This is a genomic window from Achromobacter deleyi, assembly GCF_013116765.2.
GTDB classification, from domain to species: Bacteria; Pseudomonadota; Gammaproteobacteria; order Burkholderiales; family Burkholderiaceae_B; genus Achromobacter; species Achromobacter deleyi_A.
Genome location: NZ_CP074375.1, coordinates 4,894,704 through 4,913,395, shown reverse-complemented (window position 1 = coordinate 4,913,395; position 18,692 = coordinate 4,894,704). Strand labels below are relative to the sequence as shown.

Below are 18,692 nucleotides of genomic sequence, written 5' to 3'. Positions count from 1 at the left end.
CTCATAGACAGCGCATGACGGAACGAGGTTCCGTCATGCCCAAGTTGCGTCAACGCGGACCGGCCGCGCACGTTGCAGCCGATCGCCTACCGAAGTCCAGCCGCGTAATCCGACACCGCCTTGATGTCGGCGTCCGACATGCGGTCCGCGATGGCGTGCATGATGTCGTTCCTGCGGTCGCCGCTGCGGAAAAGCTTCAGCTGCTCTTCGATATACATGGGGAACTGCCCCGACAGGCGGGGGTACTGGCCGGGAATCCCGGCGCCATTGGCAGAATGGCATGCCGCGCAAGCAGGAACATTGCGTTCGGGCAAACCGCCGCGCCAGATCTTTTGACCTAGCTCAACCAGCTTCTCCTGGCCGGCCGTGGCGGGCTCCTTGAGCGGCTGGATCGCCAGGTACAGCGCGATGTTCTGCATGTCGGCCGGCGTCAGGTTCTGCGCCATGGCGGTCATCGGGGTCGGATTGCCGCCCGCGCCATTGCGCACGGGCACCTTGGCGCCCTGCTTCACCTGGAAGTCGGCCAATTGCTTGGCCAGATACTCATGGGGCTGCGCGGCCAGGTTCGGGTTCACCGGAATGGTGCTGTTCCCCGCCGCGCCGTGACAGGAGGCACAGGCAATGATGCCGCGCGTCGCGTCTCCCTGGTCAAACAGCTGACCGCCCTTGGCGGCATCTGGTTTGGCCGGGCCCGCGGCGCCGTCGGCGGCGAAACTCGTAGCAGAGAAGGCAGAGGCGCCGAGCAACAGCCCGCTCGCGACCAACATCCGGGACAGCACACGCTTCATGAAGACCTCGACGATCACATCGATCAAGGCGCAAAAAGGCGCCCACGCCTGCCCGCACACTCAGGAAAACCGTATCGAACCTGTTTTGCTTGTCCTGCTTGCAATATTGCTGCGATGCTGCTCCGATAGTGCCCACAGGGGCCTTCAGGCAGTTAAACAGTAAGCAAAAAAGACGGCTCCGCGCACGGGGACCACTGTAGCAAACGCCGGATTATACAATAGGGCTCGAAACCAACCGTATCCAAAGCCATCCGTGTCCCTCCTACATCGCGCCTCCTTCCTCACCTCCGCAGCTCGCCTCGACCAGTTGCCGGCCGCCGGCGCTCCCGAGGTCTGCTTTGTCGGCCGCTCCAACGCCGGTAAATCCACGGCCATCAACGTGCTGTGCAACCAGCGCCGTCTTGCGTTCTCCAGCAAGACGCCGGGCCGCACGCGCTTGATCAATATGTTCGGCTTGCCAGACCCGCTGGATCCGGAAGGCCACATCGGCTTTCTCGTCGACTTGCCCGGCTACGGCTATGCGTCCGTGGCCCGCAACGAGAAAGAAAAATGGGCAGACATTCTCGGCGGCTATCTGCGTGATCGCGAATCGCTGGTCGGCATCGTGCTGCTCATCGACATCCGCCGCGGCGTGACCGAACTGGACCGCCGCCTGGCCAACTTCATCGCGCCCACCGGACGCCCGGTGCTGGCGCTGCTCACCAAGGCCGACAAGCTGCCCTATGGCCAGCGCATGCGCACCGTCTTCTCCGTCCGCAAGGACCTGGCTGATATCGGCGCCCTGCACACCATCCCCTTCTCGGCGCCCGAGCGCATCGGCCTCGAAGAGGCCGGCGAACATATCGAAAATTGGATTTCTCCCAAGGTCGTACCATGAACCCGCAGCTCATTACCCCTGACTTTCCGGTTTCCCGCCCCCGCCGCCTGCGCCGCGACGACTTCACCCGCCGCCTGGTGCGCGAGAACGCCCTGACGGTCAATGACCTGATCTACCCGGTCTTCGTGGCCGAAGGCTCCGGCTTGCGACAAGCCGTGCCGTCCCTCCCCGGCGTGGTCCGCTATTCCCTGGACACCCTGCTGCCCGTAGCGGAAGAGTGCGTGTCGCTGGGCATCCCGGTGCTGTCACTCTTTCCCGCCATCGACCCGGCCTTGAAGACGCCTGACGGCATCGAAGCCACCAACCCCGACGGCCTGATCCCGCGCGTGGTTCGCGAACTGAAGGCGCGCTTTCCGGAACTGGGAGTGCTGTGCGACGTGGCGCTGGATCCATACACCAGCCATGGCCAGGACGGCGTCATCGATGAAGAGGGCTACGTGATCAACGAGCCCACCGTGGAAATCCTGGTGAAGCAGGCGCTGACGCAAGCCGCCGCCGGCGTGGACATGGTGGCGCCCAGCGACATGATGGACGGCCGCATCGGCGCCATCCGCCGCGCGCTGGAAGCCAACGGCCACATCCACACGCGGATCATGGCTTACTCGGCCAAGTACGCCAGCGCGTTCTACGGCCCGTTCCGCGATGCCGTGGGCTCGGCCACCAATCTGGGCAAGTCCAACAAGATGGCTTACCAGATGGATCCGGGCAACATCGACGAGGCACTGCGCGAGGTGGCCGGCGACTTGCAGGAAGGCGCCGACATGGTCATGGTCAAGCCCGGCATGCCCTACCTGGACGTGCTGCGCCGGGTCAAGGACACGTTCCGCGTGCCGACCTTCGCCTACCAGGTCAGCGGCGAATACGCCATGATCAAGGCGGCCGCCGCCAATGGCTGGCTGGACCACGACAAGGTCATGATGGAAGCGCTGCTGGCATTCAAGCGCGCAGGCGCCGATGGCATCCTGACGTACTTCGCCATCGAAGCCGCGAAGCTGCTCAAGAACCAGCGCTGAAGTCGCCAGGCGTCAGGCATCGGCGTTCGCGGGGCAGCCATCCGGAGGTCGGCGATCACGCCGCTTCCGCGCCCCGCGGCCGGCATCAGGTCTTCACGGCATCGGCGCGCACGGGCGCCGCGCCACGCCTGAGCCCCAGCCATGTCCCGCCCAGCACGCAGGCCAGTCCGGCCACATGCGTCGGCGTGACGTGTTCATCCAGGAACAAGGCCGCGAACAGCAAACCGAAGATCGGCAGCCAGTTCACGAACAGGGCTGCGCGGCTGATGCCCAGCCGGGCGATGCCGGCGTTCCACACGATGTTGCTTACGCCCGAAGCGATCACCGCCGAGAACATCAGGACCACCCAGGGCCACCATGCCATCTGCCACGTGCCGGTCTGATAGGACGCCGGCGTCAGCGCCGCATGCACCACCAGCATCAGCCCGCCGGCCAGGTACATGTACCAGAGCATCCCCAGCGGATCCATCATCCGCGACATGCGCTGGATGACCAGTCCGCCGCACACGAACACCAGCACGGCCACGAACACGATCGCATCGCCCCAGCCGGTCAAGCCGAACTGCGCGCCGCTGCCGGCCACCACCATGCCCACGCCGAGCAGCCCCAGCAGTGCGCCGGAAATGCGCACCAGAGTCAGTCTTTCACGATAGAAAATGGCGGCCAGCAAGGCCGACAGCAAAGGGCTGGTGGCCATGATGAGCGTGCCGTTGGCGGCCGACGAAAACCGCAGGCCCGATACCAGCGCCACCTGGTGCGCGTACACCACCAGAAAGCCCGCCAACGCGACCCAGCCCAGCTCCGCGCGGCCCAGCTTCGGGATGCGGCCACGGCGCGCCTTGATGATGAGGGTGACGGTGATGAACGCAACGACGATCCGCACGGCGGCCAGCGCCTGGATGTCCATGTGCTGCGTCAGGTACTTGATGGAGACGATGTTCAGGCCCCACGTGGCCATGACGAGCATCAATTGAAGATAGATAAGACCTTGCCGGTCCTGGCTTGCATCAACTGTTGGGGACGTCACGGGCGTCGGCCTGGAGGGAGTTGGGCGCGCCGCCCACGCGGCGCAACGGACATGGTATCCCGCCCCGTCCCCCGATTCAATGCGCGTCTGGACGCGTTGCGCGCATCAGACGAAGGCGGGCGCCTGCCGTCACAGGCCCCCTTGCCCGATCAGCGCGTCAGTACGCGGTCCAGAGACTCGGTGAAACGCTTGGCGTCCTGGAAGCCCACCACGCGCGCATCCTGGATTTCCTTGCCGCCGGGCTCGAAGAACATGATCCCGGGCGGGCCGAACAACCGGAAGCGCTTGAGCAGCGCACGGTCGTCGGCATTGTTCGCGGTCACGTCCGCCTGCACCAGCACCATCCCCGCCATGCGTTGCGCAACGCCGGGATCCGTGAAGGTGAAGCGCTCCATCTCGCGGCAGGACACGCACCAGTCCGCATAGAAGTCCAGCATCACCGGTTGGCGGCTTTGCGCCAGCACCGCGTCCAGCTCGGCGTTATTGCGCACGCGGGCGAAGTGGACCTCCCCGCTTGCGTTTGCCGTGCCCGCCGGCGCCTCGGCGCGCGCCGCCAGATGCGACAGGGGCTGCAGCACGTCCCGACCGCCACTGGCGGCTCCCACGAGCCACGCAGCGGCCGCCAGCGCCAGCAGCAAGCCCAGCCCCTTGCCGAACATGCGCGCGGCGCCTGAGCCCTCTGGCAAGGCGTCGAACGCCCGCAGCATCACGGCGGACACGACGGCCAGGAATGCCCATCCCGTCATTTGCACCCAGGTCGGCACCACGGGAATCAGCATCCACCAGGCCGTCGCCAGCAACAGCATGCCGAACAGGCGCTTCACGCCATCCATCCACGGGCCGGCCTTGGGCAGCAAGGCGCCCGACGATGCGCCCACAATCAGCAGCGGCACGCCCATCCCCCAGGCCATCGCGAACAAGGCGGAACCGCCCAGGATCACGTCGCCGGTCTGCGAGATGTACAACAGCGCGCCGGCCAGCGGCGCGGCAACGCAAGGACCGACGATCAGCGCCGACAGGGCGCCCATCACCAGCGCGCCCGTGTAGCGCCCGCCAGGTACCCGCGAGGACCGTTCGGACAGCCTGGCCTGGATGCCCGATGGCATCTGGAAGGTGAACACGTCGAACATGGCCAGCGCCAGCACCGCCAGCAGGATGGCGAACAGGCTCAGGATCCACGGCGTCTGCAGCCAGGCCGCCAACCCGGCCCCGCTCAGGCCCGCGGCTACGCCCAGGGCCGTGTACACCACCGACATGCCCAGCACATAGGTTGCCGCCAGCGCCAGGCCGCGCCCTCGCGTCGGCCGCTGCTGCACCGCCCCGCCCAGCACGATGGAAGACAGGATGGGAATCATGGGCAGCACGCAAGGCGTGAAGGCCAGCAGCAGGCCCAGCACCAGGAATACGCCTGCCGTCTTGATCCAGCCCAGGCCACCCAGGGCGTCCGCCAGACTGGTGTCACCGGCGTTGACCAGCGCGCTCAGGCCCCCGGAAGCCGCGGATGAAACCGGGGCCGCCGCGGCGCCTGCTCCGGCCAGGGCATATCCACCCGTCACCGGCGTGAGCTTCACGCTGCTGTCCATCGGGGGATAACAGAGCCCCGCATCCGCGCAACCCTGGCCCGTCAGGGTCAGCGTGAAGGGCTGCCCGCCCGCACCCACCGGCACGCGTATCACCACATCCTTGTGGAAGACCTCCATGTCCTTCTCAAAGGTCGGGTCGTACTTGACCTCGCCTTTGGGATAGACGGCCTCGCCCAGCGTCGTCGCGCCGACCGGGCTGATGCTGATGCCAAAGCGCTCCCGGTACATGTAGTAGCCGGGCGCGACCCGATAGCGCAACTCCAGCGTGTCCGGCGACGCCATCTGCGCGCTGAACACGAAGGCCTTCTCGGGCTCCAGGAACTCGGTCTCGGCATGCGCGGCCGCCTGCCATCCCAGCAGCAGCAAAACCATCGCCAGAAGCGCCAGGCATTGTCTGGAAAAGGCGTGAGTCACGCTGGCGGCGCGCCTCGGCGCGCCAACGGTACCGGCAAGTTGCAACATCAGTCTCTCTTGTTCTGCGTAATGGCCGTCTGCTCGCGCACCCAATCCAGGTATGGCGCCGCACCGCCGATGACCGGCAGCACGATGATCTCGGGCACATCGTAGGGATGCATCTGCGCCAGGGCCTGCACGACGGCAGCATGGCGCGCGTATGTGGTTTTGATGTGGATGGGGATTTCCTCCGCCCCTTCGACCTCTCCATTCCACATGTAGATGGACAGCCCGGCCGCGCCAAGGTTCACGCAGGCGGCCAGTCCGTCTTCGACCAGAACATGCGCAATGCGCTTGGCCAGCAACAGGTCCGGCGCATTGCTGATGACCAGCACGACGTCGTCATCGCGCAACATGGAGCCTCCTTGGGATACCCGCGTGGGATGTAACTCGGGGTATTTTATCGGTATTGGGGCCACCGCCCGGATCCGCTGGGCCTGAACGAGCCGCCATGCCATCCCATTCGCCGAGGCACGCATGTCCGACAACTGCCTGTTCTGCCGCATCGCCCGCCATGAGATCCCCGCGCACGTCATCCACGAGGACGAACGCCTGCTGGCCTTTCTGGATATCCAGCCGGTGCGCCCCGGGCACACCCTCATCATCCCCAAGCAGCACTACCCCTACTACGAAGACATGCCGGCCGACCTGGCGGGCCACATCCTGAACCTGGGGCAGAAGCTGGGGCGCCACATGAAACGCCTTTACGGCGTGGAGCGCGTGGGTTTTGCCTTCACCGGCATCCACGTCACGCATGCGCACGCCCACGTCATCCCCATGCACCACCCGCAGGACCTGACCTCCACGCAATACATCGAACAGCAGGACCTGACATTCAAAATGCCGGCCCAGCCTCCGCAGGAAGCGCTGGCGGCGACCGCGGCGCAGTTGCGCGGGGAACTGCACGTCTCTTGAGCGCAGCCCGTTCAGGGGCGTTCTGGCCGCGCCGCGAAGCAATGCGGCGCGCAAATAAAACAAGGGCGGGTCCGAAGACCCGCCCTTGTCGCTTATCGCTCTACCGAAATTTATTCGGCAGCGCTGTCCGCAGCGGCTTCATCGACTTCCGGACGGTCAACCAGTTCCATGAAAGCCATGGGAGCGTTGTCGCCTTGACGGAAGCCCATCTTCAGCACGCGGGTGTAGCCGCCGTTACGGGCCGCGTAGCGCGGGCCGATCTCGGCAAACAGCTTCACCACCGCATCGCGGTCGCGCAGACGGGCAAAAGCCAGACGCTTGTTCGCGAGCGTGGGCTCCTTGCCCAGCGTGATCAGGGGTTCGATGACGCGGCGCAATTCTTTCGCCTTCGGCAGCGTGGTCTTGATTGCTTCGTGGGTGATCAACGAAACAGCCATGTTGCGAAACATGGCAAGACGGTGACTGCTGGTGCGGTTGAGCTTACGCAAGCCATTACCGTGACGCATGATAAGTTTCCTTTGAATCTAGAGACAGCGTTTCCGCCATCGGGTTGCCGGCTCTTCTATCAGCCTGCAATCAGGCCGCGGTCCGGTAGAAAACGGTGCATTTTACGACGATTTCGCAAACCGCCCGGCGGTGAGGCCGGGCGCCGCAGGAGACGCCCCTGATCAGGGGCGCCACCCGTTCAAGCCTTAGGGACGTTCCAGGCCCAGGGGCGGCCAGTTCTCGAGCTTCATGCCCAGAGTCAGACCACGTGCAGCCAGGACTTCCTTGATTTCGTTGAGCGACTTGCGACCCAGGTTCGGGGTCTTGAGCAGCTCGTTTTCGGTGCGCTGGATCAGGTCGCCGATGTAGTAGATGTTTTCGGCCTTCAGGCAGTTGGCCGAACGCACCGTCAGTTCCAGGTCGTCGACCGGACGCAGCAGCACCGGATCGATCTGCGGCGTGCCGCGGACCGGGGCTTCGTACGAATCGCCAGCGCCTTCCAGAGCCGCGAAGACCGAGATCTGGTCCATCAGGATGCGGGCCGATTGGCGCACCGCTTCCTCGGGCGAGATCACGCCGTTGGTTTCGATGTCCAGAACCAGCTTGTCCAGGTCGGTACGCTGTTCCACGCGGGCGCTTTCGACGGCGTAGCTCACGCGGCGAACCGGGCTGAACGACGCGTCCAGAACGATGCGGCCGATGGTGTGGGTGCGGTCTTCCGACAGCGCGCGCACGTTGCCCGGCACATAGCCGCGGCCCTTCTCAACCTTGATCTGCATTTCCAGCTTGCCTGCTTCCGTCAGGTTGCAGATGGCGTGGCCGGGGTTGATGATCTCGACGTCATGCGGCAGCTCGATGTCGCTGGCCAGCACGATGCCCGCGCCGGTCTTGCGCAGAACCAGGGTAACTTCGTCGCGATTGTGCAGCTTGAAGACCACGCCCTTCAGGTTCAGCAGGATGTCGACGACATCTTCGCGAACGCCCGGGATGGTCGAGTATTCATGCACCACGCCCGTCATCTGGACTTCGGTCGGCGCGTAGCCGGTCATCGAAGACAACAGAATGCGGCGCAGGGCGTTGCCCAGCGTGTGACCGTAGCCACGCTCGAACGGCTCCATCACGATCTTGGCATGGTGCGTGCCGACCGGTTCGACTTCAATGGAGCGCGGCTTCAGGAAACCTTGAGTGGACATTTACTGTGTTCCTTTTCAATACCCTCGGCTCGTTACACCGATAAGGCTGATGGACAGGTGAAACTTGAAACTCGGACAGCGCAAAAAACGTTGCCCGATACTTACCGCAAAGCCCGCTCCACCAAAAGGCGGAAAGCGGGCTGCTGCGAGGCGTGCAAACGGGTCGCGAGACCAGCTCGCCAGCGCTACGCGAAGGAAGCGCTGGCAGGCTTGATTAACGCGAGTACAGTTCCACGACCATCGATTCGTTGATGTCGCGAGCGACATCGGCACGATCGGGGGCCGACTTGAACGTACCGGTCAACTTGGTCGTATCGACTTCCACCCACTGGGGGATGCCGATGCTGGTGGCCAGGTCGAGCGATTCCTTGATGCGGCCTTGCTTCTTGGCCTTTTCGCGGATCGAAACGACGTCGCCAGCCTTGACCAGCATCGAAGCGATGTCAGCCGTGTGGCCGTTCAGTTCGATGGCGCGGTGGCTCACCAGCTGGCGAGCTTCGGCGCGCGTCGAGCCGAAGCCCATGCGGTAGACGACGTTGTCCAGGCGCGATTCCAGCAGCTGGATCAGCGTTTCGCCGGTGTTGCCACGGCGACGCTCGGCTTCAGCGAAGTACTTGCGGAATTGCTTTTCCAGCACGCCGTACATGCGCTTCAGCTTTTGCTTTTCGCGCAGCTGCAGGCCGTAGTCGGAAGTGCGGGCACCCGAAGTGCGGCCGTGTTGGCCAGGCTTGGAATCCAGCTTGCACTTGGAATCCAGCGAGCGACGGGCGCTCTTCAGGAACAGGTCAGTACCCTCGCGGCGCGAGAGCTTGCATTTGGGTCCAATATAACGTGCCATGTGGATTCCCTTTAGATACGACGACGCTTCGGCGGACGGCAGCCGTTGTGCGGAACGGGCGTGATGTCGGCGATGCTCGAAATCTTGATGCCCAGCGCGTTCAGAGCGCGGACCGACGATTCGCGGCCAGGGCCGGGGCCCTTGATGCGCACTTCCAGCGTCTTGATACCGTACTCGAGCGCGACGCGGCCAGCCGTTTCAGCGGCGACTTGCGCGGCGAACGGGGTCGACTTACGCGAACCCTTGAAGCCAGCACCGCCCGAAGTGGCCCACGACAGTGCGTTGCCCTGACGGTCGGTGATGGTGATGATGGTGTTGTTGAACGAAGCGTGAACGTGCGCGATGCCGTCCGAGACGTTCTTCTTAACCTTTTTGCGCACGCGCGAAGCGCCGCTGGTGGAAGCTTTCGCCATAATCCAGTTCCTCGATTATTTCTTCAGGGACGCAGCAGCACGACGCGGGCCCTTGCGGGTCCGGGCGTTGGTGCGAGTGCGCTGGCCGCGCACGGGCAAACCGCGCTTGTGACGCATACCGCGGTAGGTTCCCAGGTCGATCAAACGCTTGATCGAGAGCTGTACTTCACGACGCAGGTCGCCTTCAACCGTGAACAAACCAACATGTTCGCGGACGCGTTCCAATTCAGCGTCGCTCAGATCCTTGACCTTTTTGTCAAAGGGTACGTTTGCCGCTTCGCAGATTTTGCGAGCGCGCGTACGACCGATGCCAAAAATGGCGGTCAGGCCGATCTCGGCGTGCTGTTGCGGCGGAATGTTAATGCCAGCAATACGGGCCATGACTGTTCCTTGAATAAATCCGTTGCGTAGTCGCTAACCCGAGTTAGCCTTGACGCTGCTTGTGACGCGGGTCGGTGCAGATAACGCGCACCACGCCGTGACGTTTGATAACTTTGCAGTTGCGGCAGATCCGCTTAACCGATGCCATTACTTTCATGGTTGACTCCTAATTTTCCGTAATCCGGTTCCGCTCATTTGGAGCGGAAAACTATCCTGGCTCGCGTCAGATCATAGGGCGTGAGCTCCACTGTGACCTTGTCACCCGGCAGGATCCGGATGTAATGCATACGCATCTTGCCGGAAATATGGCCCAACACCACGTGGCCGTTTTCGAGCTTGACGCGAAATGTCGCGTTCGGGAGGTTCTCAAGAACCTCGCCTTGCATCTGAATGACGTCGTCCTTGGACATTCTTTTGCTTACCGCATCGGCAAACCCGCGCCCTTGAAGTTAGCCTTCTTGAGCAACGAGTCGTACTGGTGAGACATCATGTAGGCCTGAACCTGCGCCATGAAATCCATCGTCACCACCACAATGATCAACAGAGACGTACCACCGAAGTAGAAAGGAACGTTCCAGCGCATCACCAAGAATTCCGGCAACAGGCACACCAACGTAATGTAGATGGCACCTGCGAGCGTCAAACGCATCAGGATCTTGTCGATGTAGCGCGCTGTTTGCTCGCCCGGACGGATGCCCGGAACAAACGCACCACTCTTCTTCAGGTTGTCCGCCGTTTCGCGGCTGTTGAAAACCAGAGCCGTGTAGAAAAAGCAGAAGAAAATAATCGCGACCGAATACAGCGTGATGTAGAGCGGTTGACGAGGCGACAGGGCCGCAGCCAGGTCGCTAAGCCAGCGCATGTTCTCACTGCTGGAGAACCAGCTCGTGATCGTGGCCGGGAACAGAATGATCGACGATGCGAAGATCGGCGGAATCACCCCTGCCATGTTCAGCTTCAGCGGCAAATGCGAACTTTGACCACCGTAGACCTTGTTGCCGACCTGACGCTTGGCGTAGTTCACCGTGATCTTGCGCTGTCCGCGTTCCACGAACACCACAAAAGCGGTAACCAGCACCACCAGAGCCACGATGAACAGCGCCGAAAGCACGGACATCGCGTTGGTGCGGACCAGGTCCAACAGTGCAGCCAGCGCCGCGGGCAAACCCGCCACGATACCTGCGAAGATCAGGATGGAAATCCCGTTGCCAAGACCACGTTCCGTGATTTGCTCACCCAGCCACATGACGAACATGGTGCCGGTGACCAAGGTCACGACGGTCGTGAAGCGAAACAGCATGCCCGGATCGATCACCAGTCCCTGTTGGGACTCCAACGCCACCGAAATGCCCACTGCTTGCACCAGCGCCAGCACGACAGTGCCGTAGCGGGTGTATTGGGTAATCTTCCGACGTCCGGCCTCGCCCTCTTTCTTGAGCGCTTCCAGCGACGGCACCACCACCGACATCAACTGCATGATGATGGATGCCGAAATGTACGGCATGATCCCCAGGGCAAAAATCGAGAAACGCGAGAGCGCCCCGCCCGAGAACATGTTGAACAGGCCCAGGATCCCGCCCTGGTTCTGACGGAACAAGTCCGCCAGCGCATCCGGATTGATACCCGGTACGGGGATGTGTGTACCCAAACGGTAAACCACCAGGGCGAGCACCAGGAACACAAGACGACGCTTCAAATCGCCGTACCGTGCTCCGGTTTTGCCCAATGCCTGCGCGTTAGCCACTCGTCACCTCTGATCAAGCAAGCGAGCCGCCCGCGGCTTCGATGGCGGCGCGAGCGCCGGCCGTCGCGGTAATGCCCTTGAGCACGACCTTGCGCGAGAGTTCACCCGACTTGATGACCTTGGCGTAACGAACCGCCTGGCCAATCACGCCAGCCGCCTTCAGCACTTGCACATCGATTTCGTCGATGGGCAGGGCCTGGAGGTCCGACAAAAGAACTTGGGCATACAGGTGTTGACCCAGCGGGGTGAAACCACGCTTGGGCAGGCGACGTTGCAGCGGCATTTGACCGCCTTCGAAGCCAACCTTATGGAAACCGCCCGAGCGCGACTTCTGACCCTTGTGGCCACGGCCGGCGGTTTTACCCAGACCCGAACCGATACCACGGCCGACGCGGCGCTTGGCGTGCTTGCTGCCCTCAGCGGGCTTCAGCGAATTAAGTTGCATATCCGACATGGTGATTCCTTAGGCTTCCGAGACGGAAACGAGATAATCCACCTTACGGATCATCCCACGCACCTCGGGCGTATCGACCAGCACGCGGCTGCTGTTGATGCGGCCCAAGCCCAAACCGCGAACCGTATCACGGTGCGATTGCTTGGTACCGATCACCGAGCGCACGAGGGTCACTTTGATCTGCTTCTGAGCCATGATTTACCCCAGGATTTCTTCGACCGACTTACCGCGCTTGGCAGCAACATCGGCCGGGGTCAGGGAGGCGCGCAAGCCGTTCAACGTGGCGCGAACCATGTTGTAGGGATTGCTCGAGCCCAAGCTCTTGGCAACCACGTTACGCACACCCATCACTTCAAAAATAGCGCGCATCGGGCCGCCGGCGATAACGCCAGTACCTTCAGCAGCGGGCGAGATCAGCACGGTAGCGGCGCCATGCTTGCCAACCACGGTGTGGTGCAGCGTGCCGTTCTTCAGAGCGACCTTGAACATGCCGCGACGGGCCTGTTCCATAGCCTTCTGAACGGACACCGGCACTTCACGCGCCTTGCCCTTACCCATGCCAATGCGGCCATCGCCATCGCCAACCACGGTCAGCGCGGCAAAGCTCATGGTGCGACCACCCTTGACCACTTTGCTCACGCGGTTGACCGCGATCATCTTTTCGCGGAGGCCGTCATCGTTCTCTTTTTCCGCGGCGTTCTTGCCTTGTACTTTAGCCATTTGACAGATCCTCGCTTAGAACTTCAGGCCGGCTTCACGCGCGGCATCGGCCAGCGCTTTCACGCGGCCATGGTAACGAAAGCCCGAGCGATCGAAAGCGACCAGTTCAATACCGGCAGCCTTGGCCTTTTCGGCCACGCGCTTGCCGACCAGTGTAGCAGCGGCTTTGTTGCCGCCCTGGCCGGTTTGGCCGGCCAGTTGCGCACGCACTTCGGCTTCCACCGTAGAGGCGCTGACCAGAACGCGATCGCCTTCCGGCGAAATGATGTTGGCGTAGATGTGCTGGTTCGAGCGGAAGATCGAGAGGCGGTGAACGCGCAGCTCGTTGATCTTCCGGCGGGTCGGAACCGCACGACGCAAACGGGAAACTTTTTTGTCCATGATTCGTCCTTGCGTGCGCCGTTATTTCTTCTTGGTTTCTTTGATGACGACGCGTTCGTCCGAGTAACGCACGCCCTTGCCCTTGTAGGGTTCGGGTTCGCGGTACGCGCGGATTTCAGCGGCCATCTGACCGACGACTTGCTTGTTGGCGCCCTTGATGACGATTTCCGTCTGGGTGGGGCATTCGGCCTTGATACCGGCCGGCAACTGGTGCAAAACGTCGTGCGAGAAACCGAGCTGCAGCTTAACGGCGTCGCCTTGAATCGAGGCGCGGTAACCCACGCCAACCAGATTCAGCTTGCGCTCGAATCCCTTGCTCACGCCGGTAACCATATTGGCAACCAGCGCGCGCACGGTACCCGACATGGCATTGGCGTGACGCGTTTCGTTGGCGGCGGCAAACGTGAGCTTGCCTTCGTCCAGCGAAACCGTGACGTCGCCAGTCAGGGCTTGGGTCAAGGTGCCCAGCGGGCCCTTGACAGTGATCTGATCCTGCTTGATGTCAGCTTCGACACCTTTGGGCAGTTCGACCGGATACTTAGCGATACGTGACATTCGAATTTCTCCTTAGGCCACGTAGCACAGCACTTCGCCGCCGACGCCGTTGGCGCGAGCCTTACGGTCGGTCATGACGCCGCGCGAGGTCGAAACGATAGCCACGCCCAGGCCGTTCATGACCTGAGGAATGCTGGTACGGCCCTTGTAGATACGCAGACCAGGACGCGAGACGCGTTCGATGCGCTCGATGACCGGACGGCCAGCGTAGTACTTCAGGGTGATCTCGAGCTCAGGCTTGGCCTGGGTGCCCTTGATTTCAAAGCTGTCGATGTAGCCTTCGTCTTTCAGCACAGCGGCAATAGCCGCCTTCAGCTTCGAGGAGGGCATGCTCACCGTAACTTTGTCCACTTGCTGCGCATTGCGAATGCGGGTCAGCATATCGGCGATGGGATCGCTCATGCTCATATTGTTTCTCCTACCAGCTGGCCTTGGTGATGCCGGGGATTTCGCCCTTCATCGCCATTTCACGCAGTTTGTGGCGCGTCAGGCCGAACTTGCGGAACACACCGCGAGGACGACCGGTGACCACGCAACGGTTACGTTGACGCGTCGGGTTGGCATTGCGCGGCAGCTGTTGCAGCTTGAGCCGAGCTTGGTAACGTTCTTCGTCGGTCTTCGACTGGTCGTCAATGATCGACTTCAACTCAGCGCGCTTGGCAGCGAACTTGTCAGCCAGCTTGGCGCGCTTGATGTCGCGATTGATGAGGGAAAGTTTAGCCACGTCATCAGCCCCTTAGTTACGGAACGGGAAGCTGAAGGCCGTCAACAGCGCCTTGGCTTCTTCGTCGGTCTTCGCGGAGGTGGTGATGCTGATGTTCAGCCCACGCAGCGCGTCGATCTTGTCGTACTCGATTTCGGGGAAAATGATCTGCTCTTTCACCCCGATGTTGTAGTTGCCACGGCCATCGAACGCACGACCCGAGATACCGCGGAAGTCGCGCACGCGAGGCAGCGCAACCGCCACCAGGCGATCCAGGAATTCGTACATGCGTTGACCACGCAACGTGACCATGCAACCAATCGGGTAGTTTTCGCGGATCTTGAAACCGGCGATAGCCTTCTTGGTCTTCGTCACGACAGGCTTTTGGCCAGCGATCTTGGTCAGGTCCGACACCGCGTGTTCGATAACCTTCTTATCGGACACGGCTTCCGAGACACCCATGTTCAGGGTGATCTTGGTGATGCGCGGCACTTCCATGACGCTCTTGTAGCCAAACTTGGCCTGCAGGTCGCCAGCGACCTTGCTCTTGTAGAAATCTTGCAAACGAGACATGTCTATCGCCCCTTACGCCTTGGCGCCGACAACGGCACCATTGGAACGGAACACGCGGACCTTGCGGCCTTCGACATCTTGAACGCCCACGCGGTCGCCACGACCGGTTGCGGGGTTGAAGAGCGCCACATTCGAGATGTGGATGGGCATGGTCTTTTCGACAATCCCGCCCGGGTTGTTAGCCATCGGGTTGGCTTTCACGTGCTTCTTGACGACATTGACGCCTTCGACCAGAACGTGGTCGGCGTCAACGCGGGCCAGCACGGTACCGCGACGCTTCTTGTCGCGGCCGGTCAGGACGATGACTTCGTCGCCTTTACGAATGTTGTTCATCGTAGGGGCTCCTTACAGCACTTCCGGGGCCAACGACACGATCTTCATGAACTTCTCGGTACGCAGTTCACGCGTAACGGGTCCGAAGATGCGGGTGCCGATAGGCTCCAGCTTGGCGTTGAGCAACACGGCGGCATTGCCACCGAAACGAATCAGCGAACCGTCTTTACGGCGCACGCCCTTGGCGGTACGAACCACCACGGCATTGTAAATTTCGCCTTTCTTGACGCGTCCGCGCGGAGCCGCATCTTTGACGCTCACCTTGATGATGTCGCCGATACCGGCATAACGGCGCTTGGAGCCACCGAGCACCTTAATGCACATGACATGACGCGCACCAGTGTTATCGGCCACATCCAGCGTGGTCTGCATTTGGATCATGATTTTTCCTGTTCCAACTTAACTGGAAATACGGTTTTCCCAACAAGGGAACACTGCAATTCCTGCCAGTTTTGGTCCCGTCAGGTCTGCCGCCCTGCTTTTTTGTCGGCAAGTCCACAACATCTGGACCAGCAACTGGTTGGCAACGCAACGACCCTGGGTTGAAATCCTGCGGGTATTCCCCCAACACGTTCACCTAGCCTTCGGTTAAGTGAATCGACAATCTGGGAAAGCTGATCATTCTAGCGTGGTTAAATTTTGAGCGCAAGCACTTTGTTGGGATCACGCACAAAACACCACGCTCCCCTATGAGGGGAAGGGTTTTCGGACTATCCGCCCCCTATTTCTGGCGGTAGTAGCCCTTCTCCCAGGCGTCATGATTGGCCTTGCCGCGACGGATTTCGTCCGTGAACGGCGCGGCCATGAGCACCAGGCGATTCAACCATTTTACAGGAGACCGGCAAGGGCGCTCGAAATCCACGAACAGCACGGCCCGAAGGCCGTCTGTGTCGTTGTGGACCTGGTGCGGGTACAGGTCATCGAACACCACGGCCTGCCCCTCCCGCCAGCTGTAGCGCTCGCCCCCGACCTCGATCCAGCACCGCTCGGCGGGTTCGGGCACCACCAGGCCGAGGTGCAGGCGCAGGACGCCGTTGTACGGGCCGGTGTGCAGCGGAATTCGCTTGCCCGGCTCCAGGATCGAGAAGAACGCGGTGCGGATGCCCGGTATCCCCTTGAGCGCCCGGGCGGTGTCCGGGCAGCGCGCCAGGTTGCGCTCGGAGCGCAGGCCGTATCCCATGAAGACAAAGGTCTTCCATTGGTCGTCGGACGTGATCATCCCCACATCCGGGGAAATCTCGTGAAAGGCAGGCAGGTGCTGGCGTTCTGAGAGCAGTTCCGTCAGCTCGGCGCGGATGGCCGGCGCCTGGGCTTCCAGGCTAGCGACCCACGGAAACTGGCTGTTCTGGAAGATGGGCTTGTCCCCCACCAGCGAGGCCAGCGCGATGCGGTGGCGCAGCCAGTCAATGAAGCGGAAGAAGACCCGGGAATAGACACTGGGCTTAGCGGCCTGACGCGCGTCGACGGGTTGCACAATAGGTATCGGGATGGACGGCCAAGGATTCCCCATTTTGTCGATGGCGGCGCGCGCACGCAAGCTTTGCACGCGGTATTGGCTCCAAGCGTCCACCCGGGAGTGGACCTCCCCGCCGGGCGGAAGCTGGTTTAGACTGCCGTGGGCGACAGCGATCGCTATCCACTCCTATTTCGCAAGGAACGACAGGCATGTATGAACAGTTGGCGCTGTATATCGACGGCGAATTCGTCGCCGGCGAGGGCAGGCGCACCCAGGACGTCATCAACCCGGCCACGCTCGAAGTGCTCGGCCAGCTGCCCCACGCCACCGAAGCGGATCTGGATCGCGCGCTAGCCGCCGCCCAGCGCGCCTTCGAATCGTGGAAGAAATCGTCGCCCATGGACCGCTCGGCCATCCTGCGCAAGGTAGCCACGCTGTCGCGCGAGCGCGCCAAGGAAATCGGCCGCAACATGACTTTGGACCAGGGCAAGCCGCTGGCCGAAGCCGTGGGCGAAGTCACTTCCTGCGCCGAACATGCCGACTGGCACGCCGAGGAGTGCCGCCGCATCTACGGCCGCGTGATTCAGCCGCGCAATCCCGATGTCCGCCAGATCGTCGTGCGCGAGCCCATCGGCGTCTGCGCCGCGTTCACGCCCTGGAACTTCCCGTATAACCAGGCCATCCGCAAGATCGCCGCCGCTATCGGCGCCGGCTGCACGGTGGTGCTGAAGGGCCCTGAAGATTCGCCCAGCGCGGTCATGGCGATTGCCCGCATGTTCCACGACGCAGGCTTGCCCAAGGGCTGCCTGAACATCGTCTGGGGCGAGCCCGCCAAGATCTCCGATTACCTGATCCGCTCGCCTATCGTGCGCAAGGTGTCCTTCACCGGTTCCGTGCCCGTGGGCAAGCAGCTGGCGGCACTCGCCGGCGCGCATATGAAGCGCGTCACCATGGAATTGGGCGGCCACTCGCCCGTGCTGGTGTTCGACGACGCCGACATCGATCGCGCCGCCGAGATGCTGGCCAAGTTCAAGGTGCGCAACGCCGGCCAGGTCTGCGTGTCGCCCACCCGCTTCTACGTGCAGAACGGCGCCTACGAGCAGTTCCTGGCGCGCTTTTCCGACGTGCTGAAGAACATCAAGGTCGGCGACGGCCTGGAAGCTGGCACCGACATGGGCCCCCTGGCGCACGAGCGCCGCGTGCCTGCCATGAGCGCCTTCATCGACGACGCCAAGAAGCACGGCGGCAGGGTCGTGGTCGGCGGCGGTCCTCTGGATCGCAAGGGCTTCTTCTTCGCCCCCACCGTCGTGACGGACCTGCCCGACAACTCCATGCTGATGACCGAAGAGCCCTTCGGTCCGGTCGCGCCCGTGGTCCGCTTCACCGACACCGATGAAGTCCTGCGCCGCGCCAACAGCCTGCCCTTCGGCCTGTCGTCCTACGTGTTCACGAACTCGCTCAAGACGGCGACCAAGGTCTCCAACGGCCTCGAAGCCGGCATGGTCAACATCAACCACTTCGGCAGCGCGCTGGCCGAGACGCCGTTCGGCGGCATCAAGGACAGCGGCATCGGCAGCGAAGGCGGCACGGAAACGTTCGAGGGCTACCTGGTCACGAAATTCATCACGCACATCTGACCTCGTGCCCGCAGTACCGCAAAGCCCCGCACGTGCGGGGCTTTTTTTTGCCTCGGGCCGCAACGCAAATGTCATTCATGAAGCTGTCATCCACGTCGGGGAGCATTGCCCCCCTTACAGGCAGCTGATCCCCCGAACAGGAGACGACCGCCGCATCAAAAACAGTTCC

At 62.3% G+C, this 18,692-nt stretch carries 27 protein-coding genes; 4 read left to right on the top strand and 23 right to left on the bottom strand.

Annotation, left to right across the window (positions count from 1 at the left end):
* Positions 1–86 precede the first annotated feature (86 nt).
* On the bottom strand, positions 87–788 hold the full coding sequence (locus HLG70_RS22230; protein ID WP_171667077.1) for a c-type cytochrome: 702 nt from the start codon (positions 786–788) through the stop codon (positions 87–89).
* Between the two features lie 253 nt (positions 789–1,041).
* Between HLG70_RS22230 and yihA the strand changes: the two genes are divergently transcribed.
* Together yihA and hemB are read left to right on the top strand one after the other, a co-directional pair.
* A complete protein-coding gene (yihA, locus tag HLG70_RS22225) occupies positions 1,042–1,665 on the top strand; it encodes a ribosome biogenesis GTP-binding protein YihA/YsxC (RefSeq protein ID WP_171667049.1) in 624 nt (207 codons plus the stop codon).
* A complete protein-coding gene (gene hemB, locus HLG70_RS22220; RefSeq protein ID WP_171667050.1) occupies positions 1,662–2,678 on the top strand; it encodes a porphobilinogen synthase in 1,017 nt (338 codons plus the stop codon). Before yihA ends, hemB begins: the two co-directional genes overlap by 4 nt.
* An 85-nt stretch (positions 2,679–2,763) precedes the next feature.
* On the opposite strand, the gene HLG70_RS22215 is transcribed toward hemB, so the two are convergent.
* The 3 genes from HLG70_RS22215 to cutA form a co-directional block, all read right to left on the bottom strand.
* Positions 2,764–3,645 (bottom strand): DMT family transporter, encoded by an 882-nt coding sequence (locus tag HLG70_RS22215; protein WP_171667078.1) that lies wholly within the window; start codon positions 3,643–3,645, stop codon positions 2,764–2,766.
* Positions 3,646–3,854: 209 nt separating this feature from the next.
* Positions 3,855–5,750, bottom strand: a complete 1,896-nt coding sequence (gene dsbD, locus HLG70_RS22210) for a protein-disulfide reductase DsbD (protein ID WP_171667051.1) — start codon at positions 5,748–5,750, stop codon at positions 3,855–3,857.
* Positions 5,750–6,097, bottom strand: coding sequence for a divalent-cation tolerance protein CutA (gene cutA / locus HLG70_RS22205; RefSeq protein WP_171667052.1), 348 nt, complete (start codon positions 6,095–6,097; stop codon positions 5,750–5,752). The genes dsbD and cutA overlap by 1 nt, the downstream gene beginning before the upstream one ends.
* A 121-nt stretch (positions 6,098–6,218) precedes the next feature.
* Here cutA and HLG70_RS22200 point away from each other — a divergent pair, with 121 nt between their 5' ends.
* Positions 6,219–6,656: an HIT family protein gene (locus tag HLG70_RS22200; protein ID WP_171667053.1), complete on the top strand. Its 438-nt coding sequence runs from the start codon at positions 6,219–6,221 to the stop codon at positions 6,654–6,656.
* A 110-nt stretch (positions 6,657–6,766) separates the two neighbouring features.
* Here the strand turns inward: HLG70_RS22200 and rplQ are convergent, their stop codons facing one another.
* From rplQ to HLG70_RS22105, 19 genes are all read right to left on the bottom strand, one after another.
* On the bottom strand, positions 6,767–7,162 hold the full coding sequence (rplQ, locus tag HLG70_RS22195) for a 50S ribosomal protein L17 (protein WP_171667054.1): 396 nt from the start codon (positions 7,160–7,162) through the stop codon (positions 6,767–6,769).
* A 186-nt stretch (positions 7,163–7,348) separates the two neighbouring features.
* The gene (locus HLG70_RS22190; protein ID WP_171667055.1) at positions 7,349–8,335 is read right to left on the bottom strand and encodes a DNA-directed RNA polymerase subunit alpha; all 987 of its coding nucleotides are present in this window, start codon (positions 8,333–8,335) and stop codon (positions 7,349–7,351) included.
* Between the two features lie 214 nt (positions 8,336–8,549).
* A complete protein-coding gene (rpsD, locus tag HLG70_RS22185; protein ID WP_013397000.1) occupies positions 8,550–9,173 on the bottom strand; it encodes a 30S ribosomal protein S4 in 624 nt (207 codons plus the stop codon).
* Between the two features lie 11 nt (positions 9,174–9,184).
* Complete coding sequence (rpsK, locus tag HLG70_RS22180; protein ID WP_006216516.1) at positions 9,185–9,586, bottom strand: 30S ribosomal protein S11; 402 nt, start codon at positions 9,584–9,586, stop codon at positions 9,185–9,187.
* A 15-nt stretch (positions 9,587–9,601) separates the two neighbouring features.
* Complete coding sequence (gene rpsM, locus HLG70_RS22175) at positions 9,602–9,967, bottom strand: 30S ribosomal protein S13 (protein WP_008168996.1); 366 nt, start codon at positions 9,965–9,967, stop codon at positions 9,602–9,604.
* 43 nt (positions 9,968–10,010) lie between these two features.
* Positions 10,011–10,124 (bottom strand): 50S ribosomal protein L36, encoded by a 114-nt coding sequence (gene rpmJ / locus HLG70_RS22170; RefSeq protein WP_003806928.1) that lies wholly within the window; start codon positions 10,122–10,124, stop codon positions 10,011–10,013.
* A gap of 34 nt (positions 10,125–10,158) precedes the next feature.
* On the bottom strand, positions 10,159–10,377 hold the full coding sequence (gene infA, locus HLG70_RS22165; RefSeq protein WP_003806927.1) for a translation initiation factor IF-1: 219 nt from the start codon (positions 10,375–10,377) through the stop codon (positions 10,159–10,161).
* Between the two features lie 8 nt (positions 10,378–10,385).
* Positions 10,386–11,711 (bottom strand): preprotein translocase subunit SecY, encoded by a 1,326-nt coding sequence (secY, locus tag HLG70_RS22160; RefSeq protein ID WP_025136326.1) that lies wholly within the window; start codon positions 11,709–11,711, stop codon positions 10,386–10,388.
* A gap of 13 nt (positions 11,712–11,724) precedes the next feature.
* Positions 11,725–12,165, bottom strand: a complete 441-nt coding sequence (gene rplO, locus HLG70_RS22155) for a 50S ribosomal protein L15 (protein ID WP_171667056.1) — start codon at positions 12,163–12,165, stop codon at positions 11,725–11,727.
* Between the two features lie 9 nt (positions 12,166–12,174).
* A complete protein-coding gene (rpmD, locus tag HLG70_RS22150) occupies positions 12,175–12,360 on the bottom strand; it encodes a 50S ribosomal protein L30 (RefSeq protein WP_006216520.1) in 186 nt (61 codons plus the stop codon).
* A gap of 3 nt (positions 12,361–12,363) precedes the next feature.
* Positions 12,364–12,885, bottom strand: a complete 522-nt coding sequence (gene rpsE / locus HLG70_RS22145) for a 30S ribosomal protein S5 (protein WP_042795917.1) — start codon at positions 12,883–12,885, stop codon at positions 12,364–12,366.
* Between the two features lie 15 nt (positions 12,886–12,900).
* On the bottom strand, positions 12,901–13,266 hold the full coding sequence (rplR, locus tag HLG70_RS22140; RefSeq protein ID WP_008168985.1) for a 50S ribosomal protein L18: 366 nt from the start codon (positions 13,264–13,266) through the stop codon (positions 12,901–12,903).
* Between the two features lie 21 nt (positions 13,267–13,287).
* Positions 13,288–13,821 (bottom strand): 50S ribosomal protein L6, encoded by a 534-nt coding sequence (gene rplF, locus HLG70_RS22135; RefSeq protein WP_171667057.1) that lies wholly within the window; start codon positions 13,819–13,821, stop codon positions 13,288–13,290.
* 12 nt (positions 13,822–13,833) lie between these two features.
* On the bottom strand, positions 13,834–14,229 hold the full coding sequence (gene rpsH / locus HLG70_RS22130) for a 30S ribosomal protein S8 (RefSeq protein WP_006216525.1): 396 nt from the start codon (positions 14,227–14,229) through the stop codon (positions 13,834–13,836).
* A gap of 10 nt (positions 14,230–14,239) precedes the next feature.
* Positions 14,240–14,545: a 30S ribosomal protein S14 gene (rpsN, locus tag HLG70_RS22125; RefSeq protein ID WP_006227037.1), complete on the bottom strand. Its 306-nt coding sequence runs from the start codon at positions 14,543–14,545 to the stop codon at positions 14,240–14,242.
* A 12-nt stretch (positions 14,546–14,557) separates the two neighbouring features.
* Positions 14,558–15,097 (bottom strand): 50S ribosomal protein L5, encoded by a 540-nt coding sequence (gene rplE, locus HLG70_RS22120; protein ID WP_006216529.1) that lies wholly within the window; start codon positions 15,095–15,097, stop codon positions 14,558–14,560.
* Positions 15,098–15,109: 12 nt separating this feature from the next.
* Positions 15,110–15,430 (bottom strand): 50S ribosomal protein L24, encoded by a 321-nt coding sequence (rplX, locus tag HLG70_RS22115; protein WP_171667058.1) that lies wholly within the window; start codon positions 15,428–15,430, stop codon positions 15,110–15,112.
* A 12-nt stretch (positions 15,431–15,442) separates the two neighbouring features.
* On the bottom strand, positions 15,443–15,811 hold the full coding sequence (gene rplN / locus HLG70_RS22110) for a 50S ribosomal protein L14 (protein ID WP_006216531.1): 369 nt from the start codon (positions 15,809–15,811) through the stop codon (positions 15,443–15,445).
* Positions 15,812–16,151: 340 nt separating this feature from the next.
* Entirely contained in the window at positions 16,152–16,940 is a 789-nt protein-coding gene (locus HLG70_RS22105; protein WP_234103437.1) for an aspartyl/asparaginyl beta-hydroxylase domain-containing protein, read from the bottom strand.
* A gap of 155 nt (positions 16,941–17,095) precedes the next feature.
* On the opposite strand from HLG70_RS22105, the gene HLG70_RS22100 reads away from it, so the two are divergent.
* The gene (locus tag HLG70_RS22100) at positions 17,096–18,523 is read left to right on the top strand and encodes an NAD-dependent succinate-semialdehyde dehydrogenase (RefSeq protein ID WP_171667059.1); all 1,428 of its coding nucleotides are present in this window, start codon (positions 17,096–17,098) and stop codon (positions 18,521–18,523) included.
* The last annotated feature ends 169 nt before the right edge of the window (positions 18,524–18,692 follow it).

Coding starts and splice junctions, on each gene's coding strand:
- rplO (WP_171667056.1), bottom strand. CDS start 12,165: ATGTCGGATATGCAACTTAATTCGCTGAAGCCCGCTGAGGGCAGCAAG.
- rplX (WP_171667058.1), bottom strand. CDS start 15,430: ATGAACAACATTCGTAAAGGCGACGAAGTCATCGTCCTGACCGGCCGC.
- rplQ (WP_171667054.1), bottom strand. CDS start 7,162: ATGCGTCACGGTAATGGCTTGCGTAAGCTCAACCGCACCAGCAGTCAC.
- rplN (WP_006216531.1), bottom strand. CDS start 15,811: ATGATCCAAATGCAGACCACGCTGGATGTGGCCGATAACACTGGTGCG.
- rpsD (WP_013397000.1), bottom strand. CDS start 9,173: ATGGCACGTTATATTGGACCCAAATGCAAGCTCTCGCGCCGCGAGGGT.
- HLG70_RS22190 (WP_171667055.1), bottom strand. CDS start 8,335: ATGTCCACTCAAGGTTTCCTGAAGCCGCGCTCCATTGAAGTCGAACCG.
- rpmD (WP_006216520.1), bottom strand. CDS start 12,360: ATGGCTCAGAAGCAGATCAAAGTGACCCTCGTGCGCTCGGTGATCGGT.
- HLG70_RS22215 (WP_171667078.1), bottom strand. CDS start 3,645: ATGCTCGTCATGGCCACGTGGGGCCTGAACATCGTCTCCATCAAGTAC.
- rpsK (WP_006216516.1), bottom strand. CDS start 9,586: ATGGCGAAAGCTTCCACCAGCGGCGCTTCGCGCGTGCGCAAAAAGGTT.
- HLG70_RS22200 (WP_171667053.1), top strand. CDS start 6,219: ATGTCCGACAACTGCCTGTTCTGCCGCATCGCCCGCCATGAGATCCCC.
- dsbD (WP_171667051.1), bottom strand. CDS start 5,750: ATGTTGCAACTTGCCGGTACCGTTGGCGCGCCGAGGCGCGCCGCCAGC.
- rpmJ (WP_003806928.1), bottom strand. CDS start 10,124: ATGAAAGTAATGGCATCGGTTAAGCGGATCTGCCGCAACTGCAAAGTT.
- HLG70_RS22105 (WP_234103437.1), bottom strand. CDS start 16,940: ATGGGGAATCCTTGGCCGTCCATCCCGATACCTATTGTGCAACCCGTC.
- cutA (WP_171667052.1), bottom strand. CDS start 6,097: ATGTTGCGCGATGACGACGTCGTGCTGGTCATCAGCAATGCGCCGGAC.
- rplR (WP_008168985.1), bottom strand. CDS start 13,266: ATGGACAAAAAAGTTTCCCGTTTGCGTCGTGCGGTTCCGACCCGCCGG.
- infA (WP_003806927.1), bottom strand. CDS start 10,377: ATGTCCAAGGACGACGTCATTCAGATGCAAGGCGAGGTTCTTGAGAAC.
- HLG70_RS22230 (WP_171667077.1), bottom strand. CDS start 788: ATGAAGCGTGTGCTGTCCCGGATGTTGGTCGCGAGCGGGCTGTTGCTC.
- rpsM (WP_008168996.1), bottom strand. CDS start 9,967: ATGGCCCGTATTGCTGGCATTAACATTCCGCCGCAACAGCACGCCGAG.
- hemB (WP_171667050.1), top strand. CDS start 1,662: ATGAACCCGCAGCTCATTACCCCTGACTTTCCGGTTTCCCGCCCCCGC.
- rplE (WP_006216529.1), bottom strand. CDS start 15,097: ATGTCTCGTTTGCAAGATTTCTACAAGAGCAAGGTCGCTGGCGACCTG.
- rpsE (WP_042795917.1), bottom strand. CDS start 12,885: ATGGCTAAAGTACAAGGCAAGAACGCCGCGGAAAAAGAGAACGATGAC.
- HLG70_RS22100 (WP_171667059.1), top strand. CDS start 17,096: ATGTATGAACAGTTGGCGCTGTATATCGACGGCGAATTCGTCGCCGGC.
- rplF (WP_171667057.1), bottom strand. CDS start 13,821: ATGTCACGTATCGCTAAGTATCCGGTCGAACTGCCCAAAGGTGTCGAA.
- rpsH (WP_006216525.1), bottom strand. CDS start 14,229: ATGAGCATGAGCGATCCCATCGCCGATATGCTGACCCGCATTCGCAAT.